The 21,911-nt window shown below is 55.7% G+C and carries 11 protein-coding genes and 3 pseudogenes; 8 read left to right on the plus strand and 6 right to left on the minus strand.

Annotation, left to right across the window (positions count from 1 at the left end; all coding sequences use genetic code 11):
* Nucleotides 1-953: 953 nt before the first annotated feature.
* Nucleotides 954-1,793: pseudogene (locus JDO7802_RS17765) on the minus strand (IS5 family transposase).
* 227 nt (nt 1,794-2,020) lie between these two features.
* Here JDO7802_RS17765 and JDO7802_RS16545 point away from each other — a divergent pair.
* Together JDO7802_RS16545 and JDO7802_RS16550 are read left to right on the plus strand one after the other, a co-directional pair.
* Entirely contained in the window at nt 2,021-2,347 is a 327-nt protein-coding gene (locus JDO7802_RS16545; RefSeq protein WP_055087016.1) for a type II toxin-antitoxin system PrlF family antitoxin, read from the plus strand.
* Nucleotides 2,344-2,861, plus strand: a pseudogene (locus JDO7802_RS16550) (type II toxin-antitoxin system YhaV family toxin). Before JDO7802_RS16545 ends, JDO7802_RS16550 begins: the two are co-directional and overlap by 4 nt.
* A gap of 227 nt (nt 2,862-3,088) precedes the next feature.
* On the opposite strand, the gene JDO7802_RS16555 reads toward JDO7802_RS16550, so the two are convergent.
* The 3 genes from JDO7802_RS16555 to JDO7802_RS17770 form a co-directional block, all read right to left on the minus strand.
* Nucleotides 3,089-3,628, minus strand: coding sequence for a GNAT family N-acetyltransferase (locus JDO7802_RS16555; RefSeq protein WP_055087017.1), 540 nt, complete (start codon nt 3,626-3,628; stop codon nt 3,089-3,091).
* A 383-nt stretch (nt 3,629-4,011) separates the two neighbouring features.
* On the minus strand, nt 4,012-7,836 hold the full coding sequence (locus JDO7802_RS16560; RefSeq protein ID WP_144430651.1) for an anti-phage protein Upx-like protein: 3,825 nt from the start codon (nt 7,834-7,836) through the stop codon (nt 4,012-4,014).
* Nucleotides 7,837-8,117: 281 nt separating this feature from the next.
* Entirely contained in the window at nt 8,118-8,978 is an 861-nt protein-coding gene (locus JDO7802_RS17770) for a metallophosphoesterase (RefSeq protein WP_083481209.1), read from the minus strand.
* Nucleotides 8,979-9,190: 212 nt separating this feature from the next.
* Here JDO7802_RS17770 and JDO7802_RS17775 point away from each other — a divergent pair.
* The 4 genes and pseudogenes from JDO7802_RS17775 to JDO7802_RS16585 all read left to right on the plus strand — a co-directional run bounded on the left by JDO7802_RS17775 (nt 9,191) and on the right by JDO7802_RS16585 (nt 17,489).
* Nucleotides 9,191-10,180, plus strand: a pseudogene (locus tag JDO7802_RS17775) (integrase core domain-containing protein).
* 13 nt (nt 10,181-10,193) lie between these two features.
* Nucleotides 10,194-10,331, plus strand: coding sequence for an H-NS histone family protein (locus tag JDO7802_RS17780; RefSeq protein ID WP_083481210.1), 138 nt, complete (start codon nt 10,194-10,196; stop codon nt 10,329-10,331).
* A gap of 49 nt (nt 10,332-10,380) precedes the next feature.
* On the plus strand, nt 10,381-15,486 hold the full coding sequence (locus JDO7802_RS16580) for a RecQ family ATP-dependent DNA helicase (protein WP_055087021.1): 5,106 nt from the start codon (nt 10,381-10,383) through the stop codon (nt 15,484-15,486).
* A 158-nt stretch (nt 15,487-15,644) separates the two neighbouring features.
* A complete protein-coding gene (locus tag JDO7802_RS16585) occupies nt 15,645-17,489 on the plus strand; it encodes a TniQ family protein (protein ID WP_055087022.1) in 1,845 nt (614 codons plus the stop codon).
* A gap of 327 nt (nt 17,490-17,816) precedes the next feature.
* Here JDO7802_RS16585 and JDO7802_RS18065 read toward each other — a convergent pair whose 3' ends face one another.
* Nucleotides 17,817-18,020, minus strand: a complete 204-nt coding sequence (locus tag JDO7802_RS18065; protein ID WP_144430652.1) for a hypothetical protein — start codon at nt 18,018-18,020, stop codon at nt 17,817-17,819.
* A gap of 1,400 nt (nt 18,021-19,420) precedes the next feature.
* On the opposite strand from JDO7802_RS18065, the gene JDO7802_RS18070 reads away from it, so the two are divergent.
* Entirely contained in the window at nt 19,421-20,038 is a 618-nt protein-coding gene (locus tag JDO7802_RS18070; RefSeq protein ID WP_144430653.1) for a hypothetical protein, read from the plus strand.
* A gap of 134 nt (nt 20,039-20,172) precedes the next feature.
* Here the strand turns inward: JDO7802_RS18070 and JDO7802_RS16590 are convergent, their stop codons facing one another.
* Nucleotides 20,173-20,484, minus strand: a complete 312-nt coding sequence (locus JDO7802_RS16590; protein ID WP_144430654.1) for a hypothetical protein — start codon at nt 20,482-20,484, stop codon at nt 20,173-20,175.
* Between the two features lie 320 nt (nt 20,485-20,804).
* Here JDO7802_RS16590 and JDO7802_RS16595 point away from each other — a divergent pair, with 320 nt between their 5' ends.
* On the plus strand, nt 20,805-21,713 hold the full coding sequence (locus tag JDO7802_RS16595) for an HNH endonuclease (RefSeq protein ID WP_083481211.1): 909 nt from the start codon (nt 20,805-20,807) through the stop codon (nt 21,711-21,713).
* The last annotated feature ends 198 nt before the right edge of the window (nt 21,714-21,911 follow it).

Genomic DNA, 21,911 nt, shown 5'->3' on the forward strand with positions numbered 1-21,911 from the left:
CGCTGCGGCGCGGGTTTCCCAAAGCGATCATTCGCTTGGCACGCAGCACTGTATAGATACGGATGAAAGCTCAACGGGACGAAGTAGCCTTCCGGCTTGTCAGGTCGAAGGTTCACATCCGCTCGGTACGTTCCTAAGAACCTGGCCTAGCGCATCGCTTAAAACAGACTGAGGAAGGTGTGTAAGAAGACTAGAAAACTCAATATTTTGACAACAGAAAAACCCTTGGACGGCTCTGCGCAAAAAGGTCACGTCTGACGAGATGTGTAATTTGATCTGTGAACGAGATATCGACCCGTCCACCACAAGTGAGTTCTACTCTCCAAAGAAATACTAGCTGAGCTCTCGATAGAAGACGCATAACCATGAAAGTCGAAATACGAGCAGCATGGGGATCAGTTATTCTATCCCTCAGCGGCGGCGTATGGGCAGTTTTCAGATACGATGAATAAGGCGATCTATGAAATACTGTGACGGTTGTGGTGCCGTCGCACTTTCTGCGCCACCGGAATCAAAGTGGACTATATCGGCGGTCTGACACCCTTTAGTCGCAGGTGGTGTTCTGGGGTCTACGATAGCCGGTTTTACGACATCTATCAAAAGCTTAAAAGATATTGGCTGGGATGGTAGGATTCGAACCCAACCCCACGTTCCTTCTTAAAGCCTTGATAAAGAGCAGCTTAAAGTCTTATCCGAACTCCATGTTTCGCGTTGATTGATATCACGTGTGATACTCGGAGCCAGTCGATTCAGCCATTTTGTTGGCGAATGGGTTGTAAAGCGCGACACCCGCCTCCCCTGCGTTTCGTCAAATCGCGCCAGTAGCGTTGGTTGCGGGAGCTTGCAGCCATCGTCAATTGCCGAAGATTTTCTGCTGACTTCTTACCGATGTGAACGGAGATCCTGACGGCGGCTCAAGGTCAGCTCTGCGGAACCAGGACTAGGCTCAGGACTCATAGCCAAAAGAGTACGGTAGCGGCGAGGGCGATGGCCGAGAGGAACGCGGTTGGAGGTCTGTCGTAGCGGGTGGCCACGCGCCTCCAGTCCTTGAGGCGACCGAATATGATCTCGATCGGTGCCCGGCAGTGCATCGCGCAGCGATGTCACGAGAGGTGCGATTGCGTTTCCTGTAGCGTCGCTTGTCCGTTGCCCGGCAGGGCAGTGCGCCGCACTGTCACGAGACGGGTATTTGACGGGTTTGCCGCGTGACTTTCGGCCGGGTATGCAGGGCGTTATGCCCTTGTCCGCAAGGGCTTCGCGGAGCCAATCTGCATCATACCCTCTGTCGCCCAGAAGCCAATCTGCTGCTGGTAAACTGCTCACCAGAGCCCTTGCCCCAGTGTAGTCGCTGACCTCTCCCGCGGTTATGAAGAACCTGATCGGCCGCCCGACTGCATCCGTGACGGCATGCAGCTTCATATTCATCCCTCCCTTCGTCCGCACTATCAGACGACCGCGCCCCCCTTTTTCGACCGTAGACTAGGAGCCGTGCGGTGCGTGTTCAGATAAGTAGCGTCGATGGAGATCGTCCTGTTGTCAGAAGCCTCTGCTGCAAGCCCGACCATGATCCTGGCAAATACCCCCATATCGCTCCACCGCTTCCATCGGTTGTAGAGGGTCTTATGTGGGCCGTACTCCCTGGGCGCATCGCGCCATCGCAAGCCATTGCGGTTGATGAAGATAATTCCACTCAGGACACGCTGGTCGTCAACGCGTGGCACTCCATGGCTCTTCGGAAAGTACGGTCGAAGCCGCGCCATCTGCGCTTCGCTCAGCCAGTACAAATTACTCATCTTGGGCCTCCGGGTTCGGGAGCTTGAATCAGCCAACCTCGGTCGCCGCAACCAAATCAATAGGTCCTGAGCCTAGTAACTGGCCCCTTGGGCTGCCTACGTTGATAACCGGAGAGGTAGGTCGACAATCGGCTGAACTGGTACACCTTGCCACTCGGCTTGCCACGACAATGCAAAAGCATCACCTGCCCAATGTCGCAAACGGCTAATCCTCTAAGGAGTCTGCTATGACCACGCTCGTTCAAGATGTCTCGAAGCTCACTGATCGCTATCAGACGACCGTACCGAGCGGCGTACGCAAGCAGCTGAAATTGGGAAAGGGCGATAAGATTCGCTACTGCACCGAGCCGAGCGGCCGAGTCTATATCGAGCGCATGCGCGCCGAAGAGGCAGATCCCGCGCTCGGTGCATTCCTCGATTTCGTTGAAGCTGATATAAAGGCGCATCCGGAACATCTCCGGGCGTTCGACGGTGCCTTGCATGACCGTCTCAAAGCACTGGTCGGAGACGCTGACGTCGATCTCGATGAGCCGCTCTCGCTCGAGGATGAATGACTCGCGGTGCCGCGTTCGCTGAAGCGCCGCTCGTCGTCAACGGATGGTCTATCTATGCCCACCCGGTCTTTTTTGACCAGCTCGAAGGGCTGATCGAGGAGGTCGAAGTGCGCAAGGTGCGCGACTCCAAAAACTGGTACAAGAAGAACTGTACGAAGCGGCTGGCGGCAATTTTCAAACTGGCAAACTGGGCAATACCAGCTGAACCGAGCGCCCCGGCGTTCCGGCACGGTGATACTCGTGGCGATTACCGGAAGCACTGGTTCCGAGCAAAATTCTTCCAACAGTGTCGACTGTTCTACCGGATCAACAGCGACGCAAAGGTCTTAGTGCTTGCATGGTGAACGACAAGAAGACCTTGCGAAAGTATGGCAGCAAGACCGATGCCTATGCGACCTTCAGAGGGATGCTGGACGGTGGCAATCCGCCAGATAATTTCGACGCGCCAATGAAAGAGGCAGTGAGGGCGGCGGATCGGTTCGGGAAACGCCTCAAGAGTACGCCTGACCACTAACGAGGGGATTGGGGAAGCTCCGATGCCACCCGGCTGTCATGCCCGCTTGTTGCTGCACATATCGGGCCGATTCCAGATACTCATTGGCGTGCTTCAGCCGGATGAAAGCGGACCTAATTGAACGGCAGGACTGCGGGACGAAGCACCAAGTCGCTGCGCTATGGACGAAGGTCCGTTTCCCATCGCCATACCAGCGGGACGTTTCAGCCTGGATCGCGATTGATGGATCACAGATGCCGCGGGTCATAGGGAGTTGCGTCCCGTAGTCGGCCCATCATGTGTGAGTCGATCAGGACGCCCGCCCTTAGGACGTCGCCACGCTTGGTGCCTTCCACCTCGAAGCCGTGCCGTTCGTAGAGCTTGACCGCAGCAGCGTTGTCGACATTCACGGTAAGCTCCAGTCGCCGCAGCCCCAGCCAGTTATCGGCAAGATCGACAAGCGCGGAGAGGATGGCCGTGCCATATCCTCGCCCGACATGGTCGTCGTGGACGAACATGAGGATTTTACCCATGTGAGCCATGCGCCCACCGTTTGGCATGAGTGCGCCGTGCGCGATCACCTCCCGGTTTAATCCGTCCCCTTCGATCGTCCCGACGAGCAAGTGGTTGCCCGAACCGGAAGAGAGACGGCGCTCGAAGAGCGCCATGGGCGTGTATGGCAGTCGTAATGTGCCGTCCCGCACGCCGGGCAGGTTTGCCAGCGCCGTCAGCGCAGAGGCGTCGGCAGCTTCGGCCGCCCGGATGCAAAGCGTCGGATACGTGTTCATTGGCGAAGGTCTATCAAGCAAACGTCACCTCGGCCATTGGAGTGCGCCTAGGCGAGACCCCGCATGAAACATGCAGCACGTTCCAGTAGGGTCCATTAGGGAATTCGAGACACTATCCTAAGCAAATCTGGAGCCCACCAGAACGTCCTGACCTCCCGGCCCAAACCGGCCGTCCAAGTGTCGTGTTGGATGCTGCGGCGCGGCCCGTCAAACCGGACCTTGGTCATTTGCGTAGAATTTTCAAAATGCGAACGACGGCGACGAGGACGCGGCTGCTGTGGGACTAGCGGAGGATAGGCCACAATAAAGACGTTGGGGCCGGTCAACGCTCCCGAAGTAGTCCAGAATAGATTTTTCTGTCATACCTGTACTCACTTTGTATCTTAGGTGTTCAAAGCCAGGGTACCAATTTCATCGAAAAGCAACATGTTGGCCTTGCTGCGGATACCCTCTTTTGCGTACCCCATCGGGACCTGGCCGCTAAAAACGAGGTAGTCCTCCAAAGTAGGATCGGATATCTTGGTAAATTTTCTTAGCTCATCAAGACTTGCGCGCAGGGCGGACGCTCGGTTGAGATGCTTGAGCAAGAGGTCCGGCTTGCCCTTTGCATCCAGTTCACCTCGAAAACTTGACAACTGTTCGGCAATTTCCCCAGGCGTCTGGCGGTACATAAGATCTTTGCACTCAATAGCAATCACGCGGCGGCTTTGTTCGTCCCATGCAAGGACATCCACATCACCTAGCTTCTTAATGTTACCGAGCGTCTCATCCTGAGATCGACCCAAAATCTGTGTAAGGCCAACGTCTGACTTTGCAGTCCAACCCAATTCACGGAGCCTTCCAGCCACTTGATCGTTGAAGCTAGTTTTATCCTTTGTCGCACCATTCCAACGCAGCATTTCCTTCGTGCGGATTTGTATTTCGCGAAATTCTGCATCCCAGTACCTAGTGAAAGTATATTTCCCCCCGTCGCCGACCATCCCCGGCCAAAGATAGATCTCAGGATCCTCAGCGTCGTCGAGTTGGATCAGTGGACGCCGAAGGACACTTAGCAGACGACGGAACTTCCAAGGTTGGCGATCCAGATCTGTAAATCCTTCAGGAGCGACCCTCCAGTCTGATCGTGGGAGCAGAGAAAGCTCATGAAAGATTTTATTCAAATGCGGCTCCAGTTCCGGTCTCAGGTCCAGAACCTTCCGCGTAAGCTCCGACTTTCGAACCACAAAACACGCTTTCTCCTCGGCTAGCCCCACCTCTTCACAAGCAACTACAAAAGCTCCATGTGCTTCAATAGGGAAGCCAAGTTCGCATTCCCAAGCCTTCGAAAACTGCTCCTTTTCTGCCGCAAACTTCTTTTCCGGCTCGCTAATCTTCTCCTTAGGTGCCGAGAAGTGATCTCCATAGCCTTGAATGCTTCGCTCAACCCTGGACGTCATGCCAGCTTGACCGAACGGGACGACAACCTCCTGGAAAAAGTCGTGGTTTGCAAGCACATCGCCAAGCGCGGCCACCATAAGTGCTGGTTCCATCGCGCCGTAGTGAATTGCGTCAGACCATCCCCCAAATTCAATAATCTCAATCATCATCGCCATGGACTTTGCGAGATCAAACTCGCCAAACGCATCGCCATCGTCGAGACCGCAAACGCAATTAGCAACTTCGACTAGAACACGCGATGACTGGAAGACTGCGTTAAGCTTCGACTGGTGCTTGAGTATTTCCTCCAGTGCGCGTCCTTTGTCCTCGTGCAATGCACTGACAGCAGCGGCGGTTCTTTTCCAAGTCTCTTGGTCGCACATTGCAGCTTCATGGTTAGTGATAAGCCTTTGCAAAATAGACTTCTTCTCAAACTTCCTTAAGAAATTGATCAGTTTATTTTCAAGAAATTCAACTAATTGGCGTAGATAGGCCGTACACTCCGCTTTTCCTTGCACGGTTGCGCCCAGTTTGCGGTCACGGACCTTCCAACCAAGGAAAAGCTTCAGTGTGCCCGTGTCAGCATCGTTTATGAATACTGGTTTTCGAGGGAGTTTGTGATGTACAAAATCGCGAAAACTCACTGCTGGGAAGGCGTGCGTTTGACGCACACGGTTGTTGGGAACAATTGAGTTTATCAGATCCTCAAACTGCTCTGTGGGCAACGGCTCAGCTGCGAGTTGAGAAACGCCGAGGCAAGCTGCCCGCACCCACTCTCTTTCGGCAACATTATCTTCATTGAAGAAGGCGTCTTCAAATCTCCTATTAGCTTTCACAGTTACTACCGCTTCGTCGGTTTGAGCGCTTACTGAAAAAGTTTCCCTCAGCTCATTCTCTGAGAACGGCTTAGGCTGCTCTGCCAGGCCAGCCATTGCACCATCAAAGGTTGCATTGATTTGCAATCGATTTGGCGGTTTGTGCTGTTCTTCAAGTACACCAAATGCTTGGGCAATTCGAGGCAACCATGTTGACAGCATCCTCCAACGTTCGAAGATCGCATCTCTCGGACTACCCTCAACACCACTTACCTGAGTCCACCATTCGGTGCCTCGATCCTCGAACAGCAAAGCCGGAAGGCTCTCGTTGCTTAGCATGTCTGCGTACAGAGAAATGGATTTGTCTTCTTCGCTCAACGAACTGGATGTGCGTCTGACCAAAGTCCAACTGCCATCAAGCTTGCAGGCAGAATGAACATCGGCTTCTTGCTTTGTTTGATGTCGCAATGTGCGCAGTGCGTTCTGATCGACCATGATCAAACAGGCACCTCCGTCTCCCAAGGCATCTGGAACCTGATTGTGCGGTACCAAGTGGCCGCCAAGTTGCTCTCGCCAAGCTATCAAATTGAGTAGGCCATTGATATTAAGTAGTTTAATTCCAGCTTCCGAAACCTGTCGTTCAGCATCCTTCAGTCGCCATAGTGAAATCGGCGCAAAGCTATTCTTGTTCGAAAGAGCCTCAAAGTCGTGCACAGAGAGAAAGTCCACGTCCCAGTCTTCATGTTCTAAGACGCTGACATCATGCATGATGCCTCGTCCGACCCCACAGCCTACTACTAGGATTATGCCTGATTTAAAGTCATCGCCTTTTTCGGCTTTCGCTTTGGCCAGCTTGATGTGATCGAGGATCGCGGCGGATGTAGAGGGCTGATTCTTATCCCATCCGCCAAACCCTGTTTTTTCGAAGCCACGCAGATTATCCATGAAAAACAGAATGTGAAGCGCTCTCCCGTCGTCCACCCAGCGAAACACACTTGCCATGAGAGTGTCGCCGGCGGGCTTGAATTCTAGCTGAACTCGACCAAATTCTCCGAGAAAAGGTATCAATTTCAGTCGCTTTGAGTATTCATGGGCTAAAGCTTTTAAGAAGGTGTCAAGCCCGTAGGCTTTGACGACCATCTCGAAAACAAGGCGGCGAATGCTGCCGCTGACTGCGGTCGGAAGCATCAAGAAAGTATTGCCGCCCTTATTGCACACGGGGCAACGTTCGAGATCGTTGTGGAGTAGACTCTGTTTGAGAAGTTTTGCTCTTGCTGATGGATTAAAACCAAACTCGCCAAGGTCGTCGAGCTTTATACCCAAATCATCGAGATCAGCCGAGCTGAACGTAAGGCACTTTCTCAGATCCGATATTCGTTCAGCGTCTTGTGGAGTGAGCTTTGCTTGAGGCATCTCATTCCCCAGCTGGTTTCTGGACAAACCGGCGCGTTTGCAGGCTTCATCTGACAAGGTCAACAGTGCGTAGACCGGATCCCTGATCACATCGTAGCTTTCGTTCTTGGGAAAACTGTCGACCATCTGCATGAATACCTGTAGGAAGTATCCAGCTCCTTCACTTAGTCCCTCAAGTACGAGGAAATTGCCACGCATAGTGCTGATGTTGCTTACGAACACATCCTCAGCTGGATCCTCTTGTCTAGCGACGATGCCCTTTTCCATGTCCCCATAAAGTCTGCGGAAATCCTTCTGTTTGAGCCTGGTTTTGCCGCGACCAAATGCCAAAGCCAAATTGACCAAGGTCTCGATCCGATAGGTCGAACTCTGGAGGTTTTCATTTAGCAAAAGAGCGGCGAAGGAAAGTGCAGTAGCGAGCGGGTCCGAACTTTCCAGGGCAGCAAAGGTACCTTTGTATTGCTTTCTTAAATCTTTAAACGCACCAGTGTTTTGGTTCTCTTCAAGTCTTTTTGGCATAGGCGATAGAGGAAACATAAATTCTGCCACTAGATTGGAGGACACGAGCACTACTATTACACGAGTGCTCGCAAGAAAATAAGCCCTTTGTAGCTATTAATTCTTTTCGCCTGCAATCAGGGGTATGCGAATGGCTACTTTGGAACCTCACCGAATTACATTGCGCACCGCAGCGAAAGTCCGGTTTCCGCCCTTCGATACGGCGTATGTGCGTTGCGTTTTCTACTGAATCGGCTAGGGATTTACACTCCTGGGCTAAGCTTCTGTCATGGGTAAACGGCATCGCTGATCGGGGGCGGCAACCGTCGGGCAAGGGCAGTGCTTACTCAAAGGCCTCTTACCGCCCCCAGGAACCGATACTCGCCTTTACGAAGATGGACCGCTGCGACGGTGCCGTTTCGATAGCTACCGCCATCCACATTGATGCGACCGACGGTTCCGAGTTTGTCGAGATGCGTCGACAGTTCCGAACCATCTTCGAACGACCTTGTCCATGGTGCAGTGTGCCCATGAATCACGGCGCGTGCGTTGTAACGCGTCCAACCCTCCGCCCATGCGGCCCAATCCCCCCGGATCCATGCCCAGTGATCATGATGAGGACTTGAGGAATTGGCAGCGTCAAGCGTTAGGGGCTGAGCGAGCCACCCCTCTGGGTCTTTTGCCTTGTGGTGGACGCCTGCGTGAACAACGAGAATCTCTCCGCAGCGGTGATGAGACGGTGCTGAACGAAGCCATGCCTCGTAGCCGCTCGGCAGGGCAGCACGAATAGCGCGTAGGCCGTCTTGCGGCGAGAGAGTCCCGTACAGATCGATTTCCTTCAACATAGATCCACCGCCGTTGGACAGCCATGCATCGATCGGGTCCGCGAACCCGTGCCAAGACGTTCCGTCACCCGTCACCTTCGGTCTATCGAGGTGCGCTAAGGCCTCGAAGAGAAGGCCCTCATGATTGCCGGGCAAGAGGATGCCACCTTGAAGATGGATGCGCTCCCAACCTGTCCTGACGCTCCCAAGACTGTCCGGACCTCGATCGATGAGGTCGCCGAGCTGGATGACACGCACATCGTCGAGATGATCGAGCAGCGAACCGAGAGGTTCCGTCATGCCATGAACATCTCCAATGACGGCTATGTCTTCGTCCAGCGAGAGGTCGTGCGGATACCACCGAGTCTCCAAGATCCTAGCCATGATGTACCTCCGGCCAAAACGATAGCCGGTAACCGCAAGCTACGGGAAGGTGAACGTTCTAGCCTATCTACAGACCCCCGGCGGGGAGCGTGCAGGGACACTGACCTTGACCTGCCCCCCGCGAAAGCCCCCATCATGATGTAGAGTCTGCCCAACCCTGAAGGAGCAGACGAACGCGGAGGAGCCGCTTTCCCTCGACGCAGATTATCGGGATGATCAAGGAGCAAGAGGCAGGCATGCCGACTGCGGAGGTTTGCCGCAGGCACGGGCTTATCCCGGCAACGTTCTACAAGCTGAAATTCAAGTATGGCAGCATGGAGGTGTCGCAGGCCGCGAGGCTGAAGGCGCTGGAGGACGAGAACGCCAAACTGAAGCGGCTGCTGGCCGATACGATGCTGAACAATGTGGTTCTGAAGGATCTTCTGGGAAAGAACTGACGACGCTGACCAAGCGGCGAGAGGCAGCGCTCAGAGTGGTGCGGGATTGCGACATCTCGCAGCGCCGGGCCTGCCGGACTGCCCTAAGATCCGCAAGGAGATGCAGTCGATCGGCGGAAAGCGGGCCCGTGGAACGCGTTCCCCGATGCCGGAGGCTGCGCATCCCAATGCGCGCTGGTCTCTGGACTTCCTTGCTTACAGCTTCGGAACATTCGGGAAACTCCGCATTCTGGCGGTGATAGACAATTGCAGCCGCGAAAACCTGTGCCTGATTGCTGACACCAGCATCTCCGGCGCACGAGTTGCACGTGAGCAGGATGCGCCGGTGCGGATCTACGGTAAACCCGGATGTAATATCAGCGACAACGGGACAGAGTTCACGAACCGGGGCATTCTGAGGTAGGCCAATCAGAACGCAATGGCTTGGCACTATATCGACTCATGGAAGCCGCAGCAGAACGACTTTATCGAGTCATTCAACGGCAGCCTGCGCGACGAACGGCTGAACGAGGAGATATTTGATACCCTGGACGACACCCGCCGGAAACTGGCGCTCTGGCGTTACGATTACAACACCGTCAGGCCGGACTCATCGTTCGGGAACAAAACACTGCCGAAGCGCGCCTCACGCCTGAGCAATTTGAGAGGTCCGCGACCGGCGCGCTTGCCAAGCCCGAAACCGACGACTACCAAAATCAAACCTTAGACTCTCGTTATGAACGAGAGATCAGCGGGGGGCAGGTCACTGCAAGGTTAGAAAACTAAGAAAAAGGTAGGTTTGCCGGTCAAGCCGAAGTATCGCCATCCCGAGAATGAAGCGATGACCTGGAGCGGACGCGGGCGGCAGTCGGCATCTTTCAAAGATGCCATGGAGGCCGGCAACAAGCCAGAGAGCATGCTGATCGGCGATCTTTGATGCCGGCAGTTTCAAACATTCATCCGAAGCGAACTGCCGTTATTCATGCATGACTGATGTCGACAAACTCTTAAATTGCTGCCTGTCAGTCGATCTGGAGGTAAACCCTCAGACTGCGAAAGTCTTCGCGTTTGCCGCTGTTTCGGCAGGCGCGACCCCTGAAGTGGTTTCTAGTGGGACAGATATGGCTGCCGATCTGGATCGGCTTGAGAGACAGCTGGTCGATTATAAGCATCTTCTCGGTCACAATGTTCTTCGCCACGATCTCGAACACCTCGTCGCAGCGCGTCCTCGACTGGCAGAGATCATCGAAGCCCCGATCGATACACTTTGGTTGAACCCCCTCGCCTTCCCGCGCAATCCGTACCACCGGCTTGTGAAGCACTATCAGGACGGCCGCCTCCAAGCAGGTCACGTAAATGATCCAGAGCTTGACGCAAAACTGGTCTTTGATGTCTTGGCGAACCAGCTTGTTGCCCTGCGGGAGATGCACGTCGAGACGCCGGATACCTTGGCTGCATTTCATTTCCTCGCGACGCGCATGGAGCGTTCGGGCGGCTTCGATGCGGTCTTCACGTCTGTCCGAAGGGCACCGGTTCCGGATAAGGCGGACACGACGGCCGCGATCCACCGCCTGCTCGATGGCAATGCGTGCGGCAAGCGGCTTCAACAAACATTAGGACGCCTGGAGGACCGGCGTCTTGGGTGGCCGATCGCCTATGCACTTTCATGGATAATGGTCGCAGGCGGCGACTCCGTGATGCCGCCGTGGGTCCGCGCGCAATTTCCGGAAGCCGCGATCATTGTGCGCCACCTTCGCGACACGTCTTGCAAGGCTCCAGATTGTGCGTGGTGCGCCAAGATGAACGATCCCGTTCAGGCGCTCGATCGCTGGTTCGGGTTCGAAGCGTTTCGCCCTGCCCCGGTCGACAAAACGGGCCGCCCGCTTCAGGAACGGATCGTCGACGAGGCGATGAGCGGCACGAGCGTACTCGGCATTCTGCCAACTGGTACTGGCAAGTCCGTTTGCTACCAGATTCCGGCCCTCTCGCGATTTGACAAGACAGGGGCGCTGACTGTGGTGATCTCGCCTCTCGTCGCCCTGATGGCCGATCAAGTGCAGGGCATGGAACGCGCGGGCATTTCCTCAGCCGTGACGATAAACGGCATGCTATCCATGCCTGAACGGCAGGACGCGCTAGACAAGGTTCGTCTTGGCGAAGCGGCGATGCTGATCATCTCTCCCGAACAGCTGCGGAGCGTCTCCGTCCGGTCCGTGCTCAAGCAGCGGGAGATCGGCCTCTGGGTCCTCGACGAAGCGCACTGTGTCTCAAAGTGGGGCCACGACTTCCGACCGGACTATCGATACATAGGTCGCTTCATCAAGGAGTTTTCGGGCGATCAGGACTCTGCACCCGTGCTCTGCCTGACGGCGACCGCGAAACCCGACGTGGTTCGGGACATCCGGGAGCACTTCATGACACGCGTCGGAGTGGATCTCCTCCTTCTTGATGGCGGCGCAAGCCGGACGAACCTGACATTTGGCGTTCAGGAGACCGGACGTAACACGAAGCTCTCGGACATTCTGGACGTCATCGCCGATAAGCTGCCATCTGAAGGAGCATCGGGGGCCGTAGTCTATTGCTCATCCCGGCGTGAGACCGAACGGGTGGCCGACTTCCTCAAGCAGCAAGGAATGTCCGCCGAGCACTTCCACGCCGGACTGACGGCGGAGGTGAAGAAGGACATCCAGGAACGCTTTCGTGTCGGTGAACTCCGAATTATCGCCGCGACCAACGCTTTTGGCATGGGTATAGACAAGCCCGACATTCGTCTGGTCGTCCATGGCGATATCCCCGGATCGCTGGAAAACTACCTCCAGGAGGCAGGACGCGCCGGGCGCGACCGCGATGCCGCGAGTTGCGTCCTGCTTTACACGCCCGAAGACGTGGAGCGACAGTTCTCGTTGACGGCGCGGTCGCGGCTTGCGCGTCATGAGATCGGAGCCATCCTGCGGGCGTTGCGCCAGATCGACGAGAAAACGCGGAAGTCTGGCACTGTCGTCGCAACCCCCGGTGAGATCGTTCGTGCCGAGACGGATCATGAATTCATCCGGGATACGTCGACCGAAGACACGCGCGTGAAGACGGCCGTTTCCTGGCTGGAGGAAGCAACGCTCGTCAGTCGGGAGGAGAACCGGGTTCAGGTCTTTCCGTCCTCTCTATTGGTGCGAACGATCGAAGACGCCCGCGCCCTGTTGAAGGCAGCGAATATTACCAGCGCACAGCAGAAGGCGTTGCTGGCCATCGTAGGCCATTTGATGAACGCTCCACCCGACCAAGGCATTTCCACGGACGAGCTCTGCGGCGCAAGCAGCCTCGCGCCATCGCAGCTCTCGAAAGCGATGGCCGATCTCGAACGCCTCGGGATCGCACGCAACGACATGGCGGTGACAGTGTTTCTGCACGTCGGCGTCGAAGGACAGTCGACGGCGCGACTTGCAGACGCCTTCGCGCTTGAGAAAGCTCTCGTCGCGGCGATGCAGGAAGCTGCCCCGGACGCGGACGCCTCCACAGGTCACCCCCTTCATCTGGCTGAGACGTGTCAGGTTCTGCGCAACGCCGGCCATTCTCAGGTCCGTCCGGACCTCGTTGAAAAGCTCTTGCGCGGCATGACCCGGGACGGACGGGACCGGGACGGCGGGCGCGGCAATATCCGGTTGCGTAAGGCCACCCGAAACACGCTCCACGTCCACCTTGAGAGGTCCTGGGGCACCGTCGAGCAAGTGGCCGAACTGCGGGCTCAGGCCGGCGGTCTCCTTCTCGCTCATCTGGCGGGGAAACTCGCGAAGGGGACCCGTGGCAAGGACCTTCAGGTCGAGACCACCGTCGGAGACCTCCTCGCGGCGCTAACATCGGATGCCTTGCTGGCGAGCAGTGGTATCAGGGACATGACCAAGATGCTCGAGCGCGCGCTGCTCTGGATGCATGAGCAGGGTGTCGTGACACTCGGCAAGGGCCTGACGGTGTTCCGCCCTGCAATCACGGTGTTGATGAACCCGAAGGGCGGACGGTTCACGCAGGCAAATTTCCTGCCGCTCGAAGAGCACTATGCCGAACAGACCATCCAGACCCACGTCATGGCGGCTTATGCCGAAGCCGGCTTGGAAGATATGAAAGCGGCCGAAAACCTTTCGCATGACTACTTCACGCGCGAGAAGGACAGCTTCCTCGACCGCTGGCTTCCCGGAAAAAGCACCGAGATCCGCCGGCAGACCTCCAGTGCGTCCTGGAAGAGGATCGTCGACGATCTTGGCAACCGCGTGCAGCAGGACATCGTGGCCGACGACCGCGAGCAAACGAATGTCCTCGTTCTCGCCGGTCCCGGATCGGGAAAGACGCGTGTCCTCGTCCACCGCATCGCTTACCTGCTCCGGATCAAGCGGGAGGACCCGCGCGGCATCCTCGTGCTGACCTACAATCGTCACGCGGCCGCCGAGATCCGCGCGCGCCTGCGACACCTCGTCGGCAACGATGCGACCGGGGTGACGATCTCTACATGCCACGCCCTTGCGATGCGGCTCGTCGGTGCAAGCTTCGTGGATATGGCAGCAGAGGGGCGCGACTTCGACGCGGTTCTGGCGGAGGCGACACGGCAACTTACGGGAGACGGTCTGAGCCGGGCCGAGGCGGAAGCGCAGAGGGACGCGCTGATGCAGGGCTTTCGCTGGATCCTCGTCGATGAGTATCAGGATATCGGCCCGGCCGAGTACGGCCTGATCTCCGCTGTGGCCGGGCGGTCGCTGGAGGATCCTGACCTGAAGCTGAGCCTATTCGCGGTCGGCGATGACGATCAGAATGTCTATGCCTTCAAAGGCGCAGCGGTCACCTACATCCGCAAGTTCGAGGAGGACTACCGGGCCAAGCCGACGTTCCTCGTCGAGAACTACCGCTCGACGCGCCATATCGTTGAGGCCGCCAATGCGGTGATCGGCGAGGCTCCGGGTCGCATGAAGGACGGGCACGATATCACCGTGAACGCTGCCCGCAGGATGGAGCCCGCAGGTGGCAGGATGGCTGCGGCCGATCCTGTCGCTCACGGCAGAGTCCAGCATTTTCAAGTATCGCCTGGGGACGTACCGCAAGCGATTGCCGCCATTGATGAGCTGATACGCCTTTCACGTCTGGATCCGGATTGGAATTGGACGCGTGCCGCTGTCATTGCGCGAAACTGGAAGTCTCTCGCACCTGTCCGTGCTTACGCCGAAAAACTGGGCACTCCCGTCGAAATGGCGAACGAAAAGCTGCCGAGCATCTGGCGGCTTCGCGAGATGCAGGCAATCGTCGATGCCCTGCGCGGCGACCCCGCAAAGATGTCCGGTATCGATGATCTCCTGGTCCTGCTGAACCGGCAGGCCCCGAACCGTTGGACCAGGCTCATCGCGACCGGCATCGCCGACCTCGCGCGGGAAATCGGCAGTCAGGTGATGCCGGTCCCCGACGTGATCGAATGGCTGGCGGAATGGGCCCGCGACGCACGCGGCGAACAACATGGCCTGCTTCTGCTAACGGCCCACCGCTCGAAAGGTCTGGAGTTCGACCATGTCTGTATCCTGGACGGGGGATGGGACAGGACATCGAAGGGCGAGGATGCCGAAGCCCCGCGGCGTCTGTTCTATGTGGCGATGACACGGGCGCGGAAGACACTCGCCATAATGGCCAGCGGACGGCACCGGTTTCTTTCGAAGTCGGGAAGGACATTTCTTAAAAGGGACTACGCACCCGCCGACCATACTTTGATCCCGGCAGGGTCAGAGTACTTGGCTCCCTCCCTAACGACGGTCGACCTGTCGTATGCGGGCCGCCTGCCCGTCTCCAATCAAACCCATGCGGCTGTTCGAAATAGCGTCGTCGGCGACCGGATCGAATTGAGGGTCGTCGATGACAGGTGGCTCATCTTTGACACCCGTGGTGACATTCTCGGGCGGATGGCAAAATCCTGGTCGCTGCCGAAAGGCACGACAGCCTCGGACGCGAAGATCGGCGCGATCATCAGATGGCGCAAATCGGATTGTGGCGAAGACTTCCAGTACGGCATCAGACAAGACGCCTGGGAAACCGTCCTGCCGGAATCGTCGTTTCACCGGAAAAAGTGATTGTTTCATCGTTCGCTTTCAAACATCCCATGAAGCAGGAGTATCGTAGCCATATGTGCCATGTGTCGGTGGATGGAGGCAGAATGGGGTCGATGTCTAACTCTTCGATTGGAAGATTTGGAATGGCCGCCGAATAGTTCAGGCGATACCAAGCAAATATGACAGATCCCGCGCAACCCCTTGTGCCCCCCGTACCCCGGGAGACGGCGCTCTCCCTTCTTTCGCGTCTGGCTTCTCGTCTTCAGATCGATCCGACCGAGCTTGCTTTCGAGATCGGTATCTCGATCAAGAGGGTCGCAAACGTCGATCGGATTGCACTCAAAAAGTTGGTTGCCGTCGCAGGGTTCAACGAGACCGTTGTCGAAGACTTGGCCACCTGGTCTGGCGAGGCGATCGGCGACGTTCGCATGCGGTTCCGCGATGAAATCTTCGTCACACGGGCACTCCGCGGATCAACGGTCCGCGGCTGTCCGACCTGCCTTCGCGAAGATGCCGAACGACATGGCGGCCCGGCGCTGGAGGCCATGGCGATGCGGGGCGATTGGCAGCTGCGGTATCAACACGTCTGCATTCGCCACCGGCGGCCTTTAGTCCTATTATGGAAAGCCGAGACTGTCTTGGAACGACGTGACATGCGGGCGCAGTTGCGAGCGATCCAGGCCGATGTGATATCGGGAGCATTGGACGCATCGGCCGCCGATCCGTCCGGCTATGATATCTGGCTTGATGTGCGGCTAAGCTATGGCCAAGACGATACCGCACTCTCGGCATATGGGACTTACGCGGCCGCCGAGTTCTGTCGGCTCCTCGGAGGTCAGCTTCTTCGCCTGGATCAATGGCCTGTTGCTCAGGATGAAGAACTCCTCCGGGCCAGAGCCCGCGTGGGCTTTGACGTCGCCTCAAAAGGAGACGCTGAGATCAGGCAGGCTCTCAAAGCCCTCACCGCCCTCGCCACCGATGGTCAACATAAGGCCAAACACGTCTTTGGTGAAATGTACGAAGTCTTTTCCCGGGACCTGGCTGGTGAGCCGGCGTTCGACGCTTTCCGGGACCTCGTCCGAGACCAGATAATGGAGACTTGGCCTATCGCAGGTGGTGAGACCGTCATTGGTACGGTGACCGGCGAACGCAGACTGCACTCTGTTCGCAGTGCCTCAGACGAAACGGGGATGATACCAAGCGTGCTGCGCGAATTGCTGGTGGCGAAGAACGCCATCGATAAGGCCGACCCCCGTCCAGATGGTTTGGCGACTTTTGACGCACAGGCGTTCAAACCTCTTCTCGATGACATTCCAAATCTCGTGGGCCGACGTGAGATGGAGCGTCATATGGGGACATCTATCACGCAATTCGAAGCACTAGTTCGAGAGGGCTTGATCTTCCCTGTCACGAACCGGGCGGGGTTTCGGGCCCCTTGGTTTCCGTCGGATGGAAGGGCGTTCGTTGATGGGATCCTCAATTACGCGGCCCCCGTGGGTCCGTCACAGGACGGCTGGGAACACATTTCACGGGCGGCCGCGCGCATGCGAACGGGTCTGCGGTCCCTGCTCAAGGCGATAGAGGCAGGATCGGTTCGATGTGGAAAGCAGGATGGTCTTGCAGGCTACGCATCGATCTTCGTAATGCGGTCAGACGTGGAGGATCTTGCAGGTTCACCTGCTGGCGCTACGGATGATCGGCCGAAGACGGTTCCTGAATTCGCGCGGATTCTGGGCTTGAGGGCCCATCGGAACTTTGAGCGGCTGGTCAAGGATGGCCATACACCGGCGACGAAGATGGTGAACCCTGCGACAGGACATAAGGCACTGTACATCAACCAGAAAGATGCTGACGCATTTCATGCACGGTTCGTGACGGCGTCGATCCTTGCGCAGGAAAGTGGGACGACATGGCGGGCCGTGCGCACGGACCTTCTTGCGCGGGGAGTTGAAAAATTTCAGAGCGAGGGGCGACAGTACGGACTGGTGTTCCTTAAAGTTGACGTCGAAGGTGCACGGGCGTGACGGCGGGGCGTAGAGTAGCCATGATGAAGTGTATGAACTGCTTGGTTTCCCGAGCTGACGGGGTTCAACAAAACCTGAGAGGTTCTGGATGGCCAGTGGCCTTGATGGGCGGGAAGCAGAAATTCGTTACGGTACAGCATAGAAGGCCGAAGGCTCAACAACCAGGCGGTCCGAAGACGGAGTTCAACGCACTTTCCTTCAATCATAGGTTGCCGTGGGTAATTAGCGGGCAATAGACCACTTGAAGACACAAAAATTTGGGTAGCGTCCTCTTTTACGTTCATCTCTTCAGGAGTCCTCAAGAATTGATTTGCTTTAACAAGTTGTTCACCCGAGCAGTATGCGCTTTGCCACATCCAGCCACGCCTCAAGGGTTTCATGCTGGATGCTTAGATACCCAATTATTGGGATGCCTATGGAAACGATCAGCTTTCCAAAGCTTGTTCCATGAGGTCCGATGTAGTCGATAAACGGATTAGCTTTTACGGATGCTTGCTGCACGTCATGATCCGTAACGGTTGAAGGATCCATTCCCCGTTCGAGAGCCAGTTCTATGCGGGCTTCCTCGAACCTATACCGATACCATCGATTCAGCACAAATGATCTATACCCCGAGTAAAACACAAGCGATAAAATCAAAGCCAGAATTAACGCAGCTTGCGCGGAATAGAACTTGCTAGAGCCGACATTAATACCGGTTCCTATCGTCCACAATATGAAGAATCCAGAACTTATCCAAGCGGTCCAGGAAAAGTCCCGGTAATCAAGTAATGCTCGCTAGCCAACCCAATAGAGTGATGACCCAAGATTGCATTCTTAGGGGTCACGCGGCCCGTTCCGCGTATAAATGTTGCTAGGGCGAAGCCAAGCCCGAAATAGACGGGAACGTATGCGAGTGCGTCAAAAAGCCATGAAAGATCACCTTGGAGGCAATAGCTACTCCAAGTAAAGAAATTTTTCGTTTCAGGAAAAACAGACGTACTAAGGTATCGGGCTTGATCTACTAGAAACAATGCTAGCCCTGCGACCAGAGTCCACTTCGTCGAATACACTTCGGGATGTTCCGCAAGTAGTGGCTGGCTTTTAGAATATACAAGGAATATCAAAAGAAAAGTTGTCAGAAGCAGGACTAGCTCTACCAAGAAAACAGGTTGAATCCCACCGATTGTGATTGCATTCGGATCAGCGTTGCTCGCGATATGTTCGAGCTGACTTGTACACGACCCGAACTGCGTCATTCCGAATGCCCTGGTTCCTTCCGCTATCGCTGCACGGATAGCGGGCTCATCAATAACACTTGCTATCGGACTCGCTAGCAGTTGGAAGATGTTTAGAATTAAAGCGGTGCAAAGGCACCAGATCGGCCATGTCTGTCGCATTCCGCGCCCCCTACCGTAAAGGTAACTATGAGCGCGCGAGCTACCTACGGCAAGTTATCAATTTATGATAACGTATGTGGACCCTTATTTTTTGAAAACTCTTAGGGCATGTTGACAAGATAGTGCGTGCAGAGCCGGATGCAGGCGATGGGGACGAAGCCTGGTAAACTGGTGGCGGTCTCACGGGGCGGACAGCCGACCTTCGCAGCAGCAGCGAGCCCTCCAAGCTTCGAGGTTGGAAGCCGATATTCAGACCACCTCGACGCGGGCTTGGCGCTGCACCGCCGCAAGGCGACTTCGAGGCAGGAAAGGTCCGCTTCGAGCCCATCTTGCAAGAATGCTGCTTTTCCGCCAACGTCTGCTATTGCGAAATCGAATTGACGTACTGGCGACCAGTGCGGTGGAGGACAAGCAGTCATCTCTTATGTTCAAAGATATGCAGCGCTCATAGGAGCTGTCATCATCGCCCTTGGTTTTGTTCCAGTTCCACTGACAGACCCAACACTGCCAAAAGCGACTTGGCTGGGATGGTCGATTGCTGGTTTGCCTCTGATGCCATTCGCCATTTTAGCGCTTTCTGTCGTTAGTCGCTGGAGAATGCCGGTAGTTTTCGCCGTAGTCCTTGCCCTGGTGATATTGAGCGCCGGGGTGTTCGTGACTTTCATTTCTATGGCATTGGCTGTAGGCGGAACAGAGATGACCATTCTACACGGGACTGCTCTGACGCTGGCCTGTGTTACATCCATTCTGTTGGTTTCAGCCGTTGGGCAAAAGGCTTGGTCAGTTGTCTTTGGTATTTTCTTGTTTCCTGTCTTGGTCGGAGTTTGGTCACTAGCGGTGGTCCCACTCGCTTACTCAAGCGCTGTTGAAATCTCTTCGAACCGTCCATTCTGCATTGGGGAGCACAGCCCTATAGACAAAGAGCTGCATGCAATCATGGGATTACGTGGATTATCTTTCTACACAACTCGGTCTGGCTACAAAATTGGAGACGCTTGGTATTTTCACGGTCTGCTTCTGATCGAAACCGAAGGCGAAACCAATGTTTACAATTGGTCACCTCGTCGGATGGCTTTTCAAACCGTCGAGCGACCCAGATTGCTAATTGCAAGCCCATTTGGGGCCTGCGAACCTCGCAAGGGATTTTTTGAAAGACTCAGCTTGTTTTAGAGGTGCCCGCACTAAACAGACCTTGCTGGCCGGATGTCGAATGGCCGCTTCGTCCGCACTGCCGACCTTCACCAACGTTCTAAAACGGTCGTTTTTGGGAGACTGCGAATGTGGGTTCCAAGCCCAAAGAGGCGCTAGGATTCCTGATCAAGTTTGGGAATGTCTGATTGATGCCGAATACCCAATTGGTCGATTTCACAGGACCAGCGGGCCAGACGGGACCAATCATTTGCATCGTTTTTAACGCAGGTTCCGTCAGCAATTAGGTTATCGTCTTGGCCGTCGATATCTGGGTCGTCTTGATAAATATAGACGCTAAGCCCCTCTGAGAGCTGAATTACGTTTCCCTCAGAATCCAATTTGGAATCTGTTTTAGAAAGCAAAACGCGCTTGTCGCTTTGCATCTCGTTGAAATCCACATAAAGGCGTGGACGATCCAATTTCATGGGCATTTGCGTACCTGAATTAGTTTAGATGGATTAGAGTAGGTCCATAGATAACTGGAAACGTCCAACATTTCAAAGGGTCGCAAAGTCCGCACAGCGGACACGTGACCTACTGCGCAATCGACGACTGTCCGCTTCGGAGAAGCTGCATCGCAGCGTAGGTCCCGACGGCTAAGGACCGCTAAGGGCCGGGGAGTGGTGTCGCATCTGGCCAGCCATTGGTGCTGAATAATTCCGCCCGACTAATTCGGTATTGAAGCAGCCCCACAATTCCTTTTCACTGGAATTCTCACCCGTCGAATTGCGAGGTAGTGGCCCATATGGTCAAGTTCAATGAAGTCGTTCCAAGCGCAAACGACCTGATGGGCGTCAAGGCCGTCTGGGGAAGATCGGAAGAAGCTGTAATGTGCTTCGGGTCGCGAGGAGATGCTGCGAAGAAGGACAAAGGTCATTACTCGCAGGCGAGGATCACGGCCGAAAAAGCGCAGGAGCAGCCTTACTTCGTCACAATTGGCGGTGGTAAGCATATACCTGAGGGGTTGCGAGGGCGAGCGATTGAGTTAGTCCGCACTACTGGTGCGTACGGCGAAACGACAGCTTTCGTCAAAGGTACCTCGCTGCGAACACGTCTTGAACAATGGCCGGTCGCAGTTGTTCTTTCTGAAGTCTATGCAATTGACGGCGAACCGTTGCTGGTCGACGAGCTGGGTTTCGACGACATGAACATCCTTGCAAACGCATATGACCGAGTCATGCGGTACTCCGAACAAATTGAAGCATTGTGGAGCGCTTTGAAGGATCGCAATGTTTCCCGCAGATGGGAGGTGCAGCTACCTTCCGGCTTCCGCGATCCCGGTAGCGTGAAGCTTATCGGCACCTTGTATCCTAAATTAAACATCAAGTCGTCCGAGGGAAAAAAAGTTTGGAAGCTGTCGAAGGCAATCGAACGTGACGCGAGTTTGAAACGCGAGGTGAAGGCCCAAAACCGGGCGAAGAATGGCGGCGCGCTCTGCTGCGAGGCTTGTGGCTTCAGCGATATGTCGGACGGAATGTTCGACGCTCATCACCTCCAGCCCCTTGCTGCTGGCGTCCGCGAGAGCCGTGTCGATGATCTGATTGTGCTTTGCCCAACTTGCCACAGATGGGCGCACGTAAAAGCGCCAGACTTGCTTTCTCCACTTACAGCCTCCGAGGTGGCAGAGGCGCTTGAGTGCCAGCTCTCAGACTGAGACAGTCGACACCTAAGAAACCCTCATCGTAGACGCGATAATTCATCCGGTTAAGGTCTGCTTTGGGAATCCGAAGCGTAGCATCTTTAATCTTAATTAACGGCGGCTTTGGGCCGGGTCGTCACCGATACGATCCAAGTCTGATAACGAGATGCTACGGCTGCTCCGATAATAGCTTCGAGCCCTCTTGGACCGATG

The organism is Jannaschia donghaensis (genome assembly GCF_001403795.1).
Lineage (GTDB): Bacteria > Pseudomonadota > Alphaproteobacteria > Rhodobacterales > Rhodobacteraceae > Jannaschia > Jannaschia donghaensis.